This is a genomic window from Oribacterium sp. P6A1, assembly GCF_000702885.1.
Taxonomy (GTDB): Bacteria; Bacillota; Clostridia; order Lachnospirales; family Lachnospiraceae; genus Oribacterium.
Genome location: NZ_JNKO01000013.1, coordinates 75,250 through 83,689 on the forward strand (window position 1 = coordinate 75,250; position 8,440 = coordinate 83,689).

The following is an 8,440-nucleotide window of genomic DNA, read 5'->3' on the forward strand; positions in this document are numbered from 1 at the left end:
GTCCCACAGCGGGTATCTGCCGTTTTCATATAATGATGATGCAATGTTCAAAAGACTTTATCTTACACATCGTACTTTGTCCTCCCGTATTGTTCCACTGCAAAAAAATTTGAATTAAATTTGATGTCGTATACAGTGAACATTCATTGATTAAATCCTACAAATGTCCTAGAATATCTTTTATGAAAGGTGGTAAAGCATGAATCAATTTACTATTCAGGCTCAGCGTTCTCTTCAGCTCGCCATAGAAGCTGCAGAGGAACTCGGGCACAATTACATAGGAACTGAACATATTCTGCTGGGTCTTCGAAGAGAAGGTACAGCAGTGGCTGCCAAGGTATTACAGTCAAACGGCATCGACGACGAAAAAATCAAGGAGATGATTGCCAAATTCATCTCAGCTGATAACAGTGTTGCCATCACTGACCGTGCAGGTTACACACCTTCAGCCAAGAAGATCATGGAAAATTCCATGCAGGAGGCTATGCGCTCCGGCTCCAGACTTGTGGGTACAGAGCACATACTTATCTCTCTGCTTAAAGATACAAGCTGCGTAGCTTCAAGAATCATCGCTACCCTTGGAGGAAATGCACAGCGCATGTACCAGCAGATCATGGCGGTTATCGGAGATGACATCGTCGTAGATGAACGTTCTTCCCGTCAGTCCCAGCCTGCAAAGCAGACTGATACACCGACTCTTGACCAGTATTCAAGAGATCTGACCGAGATGGCTGCAAACGGTAAACTGGATCCTGTCATCGGACGTGAAGCTGAAATCATGAGAGTCATCCAGATCCTCTCCAGACGTACCAAGAACAACCCTTGCCTCATAGGTGAGCCGGGTGTAGGTAAAACTGCTGTTGTAGAGGGACTTGCCGAGCGTATATTCTCAGGTGACGTACCTGAGACCATTCAGAGCAAGCGTCTCGTTACTCTGGATATCTCCGGCATGGTAGCAGGTTCCAAATATCGCGGAGAATTTGAGGAGCGTATAAAGAGAGTCATTGCCGAAGCAAGAAATGACGGAAATGTCCTTCTTTTTATCGATGAGATACACACCATCATCGGTGCAGGAGGCGCGGAAGGAGCATTGGACGCAGCAAACATCCTGAAGCCTGCACTGGCAAGAGGCGAGCTGCAGATCATCGGTGCCACAACTCTTGATGAATACAGAAAACATATTGAAAAGGATGCTGCTCTTGAGCGTCGTTTCCAGCCCGTAACCGTGGACGAGCCCTCAGAGGATGAAACCTACGACATACTGAAGGGCGTAGCACCAAAGTATGAGGAACACCATCATGTTATTATCGATGATGAGGCTCTCAAGGCCGCTGTATCACTGTCCGTGCGTTACATTAACGACAGGTACCTTCCGGACAAGGCCATAGACCTTGTGGATGAAGCGGCTTCAAAAATCCGCATCACTTCATCAGGTGAACCACAGTCCATAAAGAATCTCCGTGCACAGATAGAGGCTTTGGAAGCCGATAAGGAGCAGTGCATCCGTAAGGAAGATTTCGAGGGCGCTTCAGAGATTAAAAAGAAGCAGGAGCAGAAGAAGCAGAAGCTCGACAAAGAATTCGAAAAGTGGCAGAAGGATAAGGAAGAGAATATACTTCATGTCACAGAAACAGATATAGCTCACGTTGTGTCCGAGTGGACCAAGATTCCTGTACAGAAGCTCACAGAGGGCGAAACAGAGAAGCTTATGCGCCTTGAGGATACACTTCATAAGAGGGTCGTAGGTCAGGCAGAGGCTGTTTCAGCAGTTTCCAAGGCCATAAAGAGAGGAAGAGTCGGTCTTAAGGATCCTAAACGTCCTATCGGTTCTTTCATGTTCCTGGGCCCTACAGGTGTAGGTAAGACAGAACTTTCAAAGGCACTGGCTGAGGCCATGTTCGGTTCAGAGAATAACCTTATCCGCGTTGATATGTCAGAGTACATGGAGAAGTACAGTGTCTCCAAAATGATCGGTTCGCCGCCAGGATATGTGGGATACGACGAGGGCGGACAGCTCAGTGAAAAGGTACGCCGAAACCCATACTCCGTTATTCTTTTCGACGAGATCGAGAAGGCTCATCCTGATGTACTGAACATACTTCTTCAGGTACTTGATGACGGTCACATCACAGATGCACAGGGCCGTAAGGTTTCCTTCAAGAATACTATCATCATCATGACTTCCAATGCCGGCGCCGAGCAGATAGTGAGCCCTAAGCGTCTCGGTTTTGACACCGGTGACGGTTCTGCCGAGAAAGACTATCAGTTCATGCAGAGCAGGGTCATGGATGAGGTACACCGCATATTCAAGCCGGAGTTCCTTAACCGTATCGATGAGATCATCGTATTCCATCAGATCACAAGGGACAATATGAAGGACATCCTTGACATCATGATGAGAGATGTTATTAACCGTGCAAGCACTCAGATGAATATCCGTATAAGTCTTGATGCTAAGTCCAGGGAGTGGATCATCGAGAAGGGCTTTAACCCTAAGTTCGGTGCAAGACCTCTCCGCCGTACCATTCAGACTGAGGTTGAGGATAAACTTGCAGAGGAGATACTGGACGGTAAGATTCCTGAAAATTCAACCGTAAAGATCACTGTTGATAAGGAAGGTAATGTTCTGAAATTTACCGATAAGAGTAAGCCTGAAGGGACTGCAGCTAAATCTTCGGAAAAGAAGGCTTCTGAGAAGAAATCTTCAACTGCAAAAACTGCTGCAAAGAAAACAACTGCTGCAGGAAGGAAAACTTCTTCAGGAAGAAAGAAGACTGCTGAGCCTGTTAAGGAAGAGGATAAAGCTTCATCCGATGCAGAGTAAAAAATACGGCATCCTGCTTTTTCGGGAAGCGGGATAAATAATAAAAACGCCAATTCAATGAACCAGAATTCCGGTCATTTCATAGGACCTGAATTCTGGTTTTCATAATTGTCAGCTAAAGGAGCACCTAATGGCAAAGGCAACATCAAAATTTTTCTGCAAAGAGTGTGGATATGAATCAGCCAAGTGGCTGGGACAGTGCCCGGGCTGCAGAGCCTGGAACAGTTTCGTTGAGGAGCCCGTTGCAAGCACCTCCGGGACTAAAGCATTTTCAAAATCAACAGGACTCCGTCCCGCAAGACAAAAGCCCGTCCGTATAGACGAGATTGCTCTTCAAAAGGAAGACCGTCTTCCTACCGGTTTCAAGGAGCTGGACAGGGTTCTGGGGGGCGGAATAGTGGTTGGATCCCTGGTACTTTTAGGCGGCGACCCCGGTATAGGTAAGTCAACCCTGCTTCTTGAAGTATCAAGAAATCTCGCGGCAGATGCTAAAAAGAAGGTCCTTTATGTTTCCGGAGAGGAAAGTCTAAAGCAGATAAAAATGAGAGCTGAAAGGATCGTAAACATTAGCGGCGACCTTAAATTCATGACTGAGACAAACATAGAAAACATAGTCGAGACTATCCGTGAGGAGCAGCCTCAATTTGTGGTTATCGACTCCATACAGACCATGTACACGGATACTGTCACCGCAGCTCCCGGTTCCGTGAGCCAGGTCCGTGAATCCTCCGCACAGCTCCTTCGTCTCGCAAAGGAAAACGGCATAGCCATCTTCATAGTCGGTCATGTGACGAAGGATGGTAATGTTGCCGGCCCGAAGATTCTCGAGCACATGGTGGACGTTGTCCTTTACTTCGAGGGTGAGAGCAGCGGCAGTCTCCGTATCATGCATGGTCAGAAGAACAGATTCGGTTCCACCAATGAAATCGCTGTTTTCGAAATGGATGGTGACGGTCTTCATGAAGTGCTGAATCCTTCGGAGCTTCTGCTTTCCGGACGTCCTGTAGGTGCCTCAGGTTCGGTTGTTTCCTGCGGTATGGAGGGCACCAGACCCCTTCTTATGGAGATTCAGGGCCTTGTTGTACAGAGTGCCTTTAACCTTCCGAGACGTACCACAAACGGTATCGACTACAACCGACTGAATATGCTTATCGCCATTATTGAACGTCGCCTGAATCTTGAAATCGGAAAGTACGATGCCTATGTCAATATCACAGGCGGTCTTCGCATCGCTGAGCCTTCCATGGATCTCGCCATCATAATGTCACTTATTTCATCCTACATGAATATCGAAATAAGTGACGATATCATGATATTCGGTGAGGTAGGTCTCTCCGGAGAGGTACGCGCGGTATCCAACGCCGAGCAGAGGATAGAAGAGGCCGTCAGACTCGGTTTTAACAAAATCGTTCTTCCCGCATATCACGCCAAGAAGTTCAATGACCGAAACCTTAAGGATGTCCAGCTGGTTCCCGTCAGAAACATTCGCGAAGCCCTTCAGATCATGAAGAAATAATCAGAAATTGTCAGACCTGTGCATAAGTTCCGGCAGCATAAGTTATGTTGCCGGTTATTACGCCGAAATAATAGTATGATATAAGTGTCATAAGTCTTCCCTTTGCCTGAATAGATACAACATAACGGTGACTGCAAATCGTGAAGGGTCCGATATCGACTTTTGACACTTCCATGATACTTTATGTCACTTTCCAATGGAGGGCAGGAATGGAATTTTCTATCTTATATTCAATAACACGCACAGCCTTTTTAGACAGTTTTTTTCTTACTTTAACAAGTATCGTAGGGTCATACGGACAACTTTTCCTGATCGCCGGCATATTACTGGCTGTTTATAAAAAAACAAGAAAAACAGGTATAGCCCTTTTGCTTTTGTATTTCGGCGTATTACTTTTCGGCCAGCTTATATTTAAGAATCTGTTCAGCCGACCCCGTCCCTGTCAGATAGACCAGACTTTTGCATTACTGATTGCAAGACCCACAAGTTCATCATTTCCTTCCACCCATTCAGCATGGGCATTTGGAGCAGCAACAGTTATTTTTATGAATTACAGAAAGGCCGGAATAGCAGCTTTCATTTTAGCGGGTATTATAGCTTTCAGCAGACTGTATCTTTTCATGCATTTTCCGACGGATGTTCTTTTTGGAACAATCATGGGAATCATTTTAGGTGTCGCAGCAGTGAAACTAAGTAATCGATTCAACAACCCGCCTGCCGCGAAGACACCGGAGACGTGATGAAGTTTTATCTCCGGATAGCTTCAAAGTCTTAGGGTATAGTACTGTGGAATTTAACTTTACACTTCACGGGAACAAAAAAGGAAAGAGAAAAATCAAAAAAGTTCTTGACGAAAGTAAAAATAATCGGTATATTATACGAGTCGCTTGAAACGAGCGACACACAGGGGTTTCATCCAATGGTAAGATATCGGTCTCCAAAACCGCTCATGGGGGTTCGAATCCCTCAACCCCTGCTCGCAAAAGAGCAGAATCAAGGATTTCCGAGGAATCGGAAATCCTTTTTTTGTTGTCCGGAGAGATAAATTTCTTATCAAAAAAGGTCACCGGAGGTCACCAAAGAGGTCACCAATTTTGGAGCTCTGATTGAATAATTCATAATTATTCAAAGGAGTTTAATTATGCCCAAAATCTTCAAAGACAGCTCAGGACGATTCACGCTCAAAACCCACGAAACCTATAAAGGCATTAATTTCATTTGTCGCGGAACTTCTCGAAACAGTAAATCAGAAGCTAAAGAGAACTGGAAGAAGAATCTTGAAGCCAGAAAACAGAAGATTGATAATGTTGATTCCAGCTGTGACTTGTCTACCCCTCTTAAGAAAGCTTTACCTGAGTGGTATGCACTTTATCATGAGCGCTCATGGAGAAATGAACGTACAAAGCGTACAGATCACGATACTATAAACCAAATCTGTAAAAGCATGTTGGCAGAGTTTCCAGTTAATGCCATTACCTCTGACCATATCCAGAAATATCTTATCAGTGAAGCATCAACTCTTTCAAAGAGTTCACTTAAGAAGAGACGTAACATGCTCAATATGTTTTTCTCACAATACCGGATTAACGATAATCCTGTCATGAGAACTGAGTTGCCTGCTTGGTATGTTTCATCCATACAAGACGATGGAATAGACTGTGATGGTGTCATCATCAGTGATGTTATTGCTTGGATGCAGATACCGAAGCTACCGAGAAAAGAACCTAAATAAGGTAGCAATATCTAAAAAACACTTTAGAATTCAAAAGATTACTTCAGATTCAGCCTTTCTCACTAAACTTTTAGGCTTTCGTGTCGATAAGACAAATGAATGTTTTTGATAATATTTTATAGAGGTGAGATCATGAAATATCTTTATTATTGCAAAAAATGTAAATCAACTAATTCGACAGAGAATGATAACAGCTATTTACAATGTCCTGAATGTAAAGTGCAAATGTACGCAACACATATTACCGCCGATGAATGGGAAACAAGAACCGCAGAAGAAAAAGAATTCTTAAAGAAGTCCTTTGAAACAATAGAGCATCCAGTCATGAATCCTATAGGTAAGGCATTAAAAACAGTCGGTTGGGTATATATAGGTCTATCTGTAATTGGATCATTTATGATGCTTACAGAAGTCGATGTAGCATATTCTGCTCTATCTTTAATCTTTGGCTGTTTAGGTGGACTATTGCTACTTGGTTTCGCAGAAGTGGTGAATCTATTGCAAGACATAAAGAACAAATAGTTATAAATAGATTGTGGAGGTACTGAGATATTCAATGTTATTGCTTGGATGCAGATACCGAAGCTCTGACAATGAAAAATCCCACCTGACAAGGTGGGAAAGTTTATGGTCTGGCATGCACATACACACTACTAAGGATAAAACGACCGAAGCAGTGTGTTCTGACTTTGCCCTAACACTTTATCATCTCACACTGTAAACGATGAAATGAAGCTTCTGAGTCCTTAGAGTGTGTATGAAAATGATGTGCTCTCTAAGAATATACTGACAAGTACCGGATAATGAGAGTGATTCAAAACGATTACATGACAAAAGAATGTCACCAAATCGGCCCTAAATATAATAGATAATTACAAATAATATAAAGATAATAGTTTGTCATCTTTTATTCAGTATCAATAATATTTGTTGAACTCGCAGTAACATATTGGTCTGTTATGGCGACAATGCTAAACAATCAACTTTTGTAAATGCGGAAGAGTTTTTTACTGCAACAGATGAAGCGTTTGTAGACAAAGATGGATATGTTATAGAAGGGATTCATGGCTTCAGTCAAAACAAAGAATCAGAGAATACTTTTTTGTACTATACCTTTGATTTTGAATATATTGGGAAAAATCAGAGAACATCTGTAGAATATGATTTTGCTCCACGTGTTGTCTACAATTCTGAATATACATTCGATTCTGATTATTTTTCAATGTATCGAACAAGAAATAATTCCATAGTTTCTACTTGGGCTAATTTTGATTCTGACTCTGAAGCAACCGCTACGGTTAAAGCATTAGGTCTTGAAATTGGATATTTCAATGGATCAATTAAACCTTTATCTGATGATATTTATGAAGTAAGAGGTGTGATTCAAATCCCTAAAAAAATAAAAGAAGATTCAAACAGGGAACTCATTTTGTATTTATGCGGCGTCCCATATGAAATACATTAGACAACGCAAGCTTATTTAAGGGAGCAAAACCATGAAGAGAATTTTAACAATCATTTTATCAACAGTTATGGCAATTTCTATTTGCGCTTGTGGCAGAAAGCCAGACATAGGCGATTGCTCTGGTTATATTCAAAGAGATATCAAGTGGGATATGAATATTGAAGATATCGAAAATACCATTGAGCACAAAAAGAACGATGGTTTTCAAGATGAAAAAAATGGTAGCAAGACATACGCCTTTAACGATATCGAGATGCAGAGTTTTGATGGAATGGCTTTTTATAATATTGGAGAGTCTGTCAATATGTTTACCTTCATTTTTTATGATGAAGATTTTGTTAATGCATGGTACGAGAATTACTTTTTAAAAAAATTTGGTGAAGGCAAAAAAACTGGTGAAGATACGCGTTATCAGTACTCTGCTGAACTTGATGGTCAGAAATGCACGTTTACTCTTTATCTTGATCAGCATAGAATTTCAGTTAAAAAAGACTAACAAAAGTACAATGTGACCTTCATGCCCTTGATTGCGGGGAATAGGAATATATTAAGAAATAAAGATTTTGAATCATAAAAAAGGCGGACGAATTAAACGCATCTTACTTAGTGTGTGCTCAACAATCAAAAAGCCTTGATTTTACTGACTTTTTTGCCTGTACATGAGATAATTAATGCAAGGAATTACATTAAATTGTCTCAAAAACCTTGCACTTTTCACGGAGAATCCCATGTATAAGAAAAATCAAAATCATCAGTTTAGTCTCCAGGATTTCAATCAGCCCATGGGTCTAAAACTTGATCCAGAGAATAAATGGATTAAAAAAGCTGCTATGATTCCCTGGGATGAAATAGAAGCTGTGTATGCAGATTTATTTCCATCCGATTGCGGAATGCCGGCAAAGC

The 8,440-nt window shown here is 42.0% G+C and carries 8 protein-coding genes, 1 tRNA gene and 1 pseudogene; 9 read left to right on the plus strand and 1 reads right to left on the minus strand.

Annotated elements, in window-relative coordinates:
* Positions 1-199: 199 nt before the first annotated feature.
* Both T515_RS10225 and radA read left to right on the plus strand, forming a co-directional pair.
* Complete coding sequence (locus T515_RS10225) at positions 200-2,824, plus strand: ATP-dependent Clp protease ATP-binding subunit (RefSeq protein ID WP_051671637.1); 2,625 nt, start codon at positions 200-202, stop codon at positions 2,822-2,824.
* 130 nt (positions 2,825-2,954) lie between these two features.
* Positions 2,955-4,340 carry a DNA repair protein RadA gene (gene radA, locus T515_RS10230; protein ID WP_036610623.1) on the plus strand — a complete coding sequence of 462 codons (1,386 nt, stop codon included), beginning with the start codon at positions 2,955-2,957 and terminating at the stop codon, positions 4,338-4,340.
* A 10-nt stretch (positions 4,341-4,350) separates the two neighbouring features.
* Here radA and T515_RS17625 read toward each other — a convergent pair whose 3' ends face one another.
* On the minus strand, positions 4,351-4,515 hold the full coding sequence (locus T515_RS17625; RefSeq protein ID WP_197026425.1) for a hypothetical protein: 165 nt from the start codon (positions 4,513-4,515) through the stop codon (positions 4,351-4,353).
* Between the two features lie 34 nt (positions 4,516-4,549).
* Here T515_RS17625 and T515_RS10235 point away from each other — a divergent pair, with 34 nt between their 5' ends.
* From T515_RS10235 to T515_RS10265, 7 genes and pseudogenes are all read left to right on the plus strand, one after another.
* Positions 4,550-5,080, plus strand: coding sequence for a phosphatase PAP2 family protein (locus T515_RS10235; protein WP_036610625.1), 531 nt, complete (start codon positions 4,550-4,552; stop codon positions 5,078-5,080).
* A gap of 165 nt (positions 5,081-5,245) precedes the next feature.
* Positions 5,246-5,316: transfer RNA gene (locus T515_RS10240), tRNA-Trp, on the plus strand.
* Positions 5,317-5,481: 165 nt separating this feature from the next.
* Positions 5,482-6,072 (plus strand): hypothetical protein, encoded by a 591-nt coding sequence (locus T515_RS10245; RefSeq protein ID WP_036610628.1) that lies wholly within the window; start codon positions 5,482-5,484, stop codon positions 6,070-6,072.
* 132 nt (positions 6,073-6,204) lie between these two features.
* Positions 6,205-6,594, plus strand: coding sequence for a hypothetical protein (locus T515_RS10250; protein WP_036610631.1), 390 nt, complete (start codon positions 6,205-6,207; stop codon positions 6,592-6,594).
* 427 nt (positions 6,595-7,021) lie between these two features.
* A complete protein-coding gene (locus tag T515_RS10255; protein WP_036610633.1) occupies positions 7,022-7,537 on the plus strand; it encodes a hypothetical protein in 516 nt (171 codons plus the stop codon).
* A gap of 31 nt (positions 7,538-7,568) precedes the next feature.
* Complete coding sequence (locus T515_RS10260) at positions 7,569-8,033, plus strand: hypothetical protein (protein ID WP_036610635.1); 465 nt, start codon at positions 7,569-7,571, stop codon at positions 8,031-8,033.
* A gap of 232 nt (positions 8,034-8,265) precedes the next feature.
* Positions 8,266-8,440: pseudogene (locus tag T515_RS10265) on the plus strand (IS5/IS1182 family transposase); the annotation flags it as partial.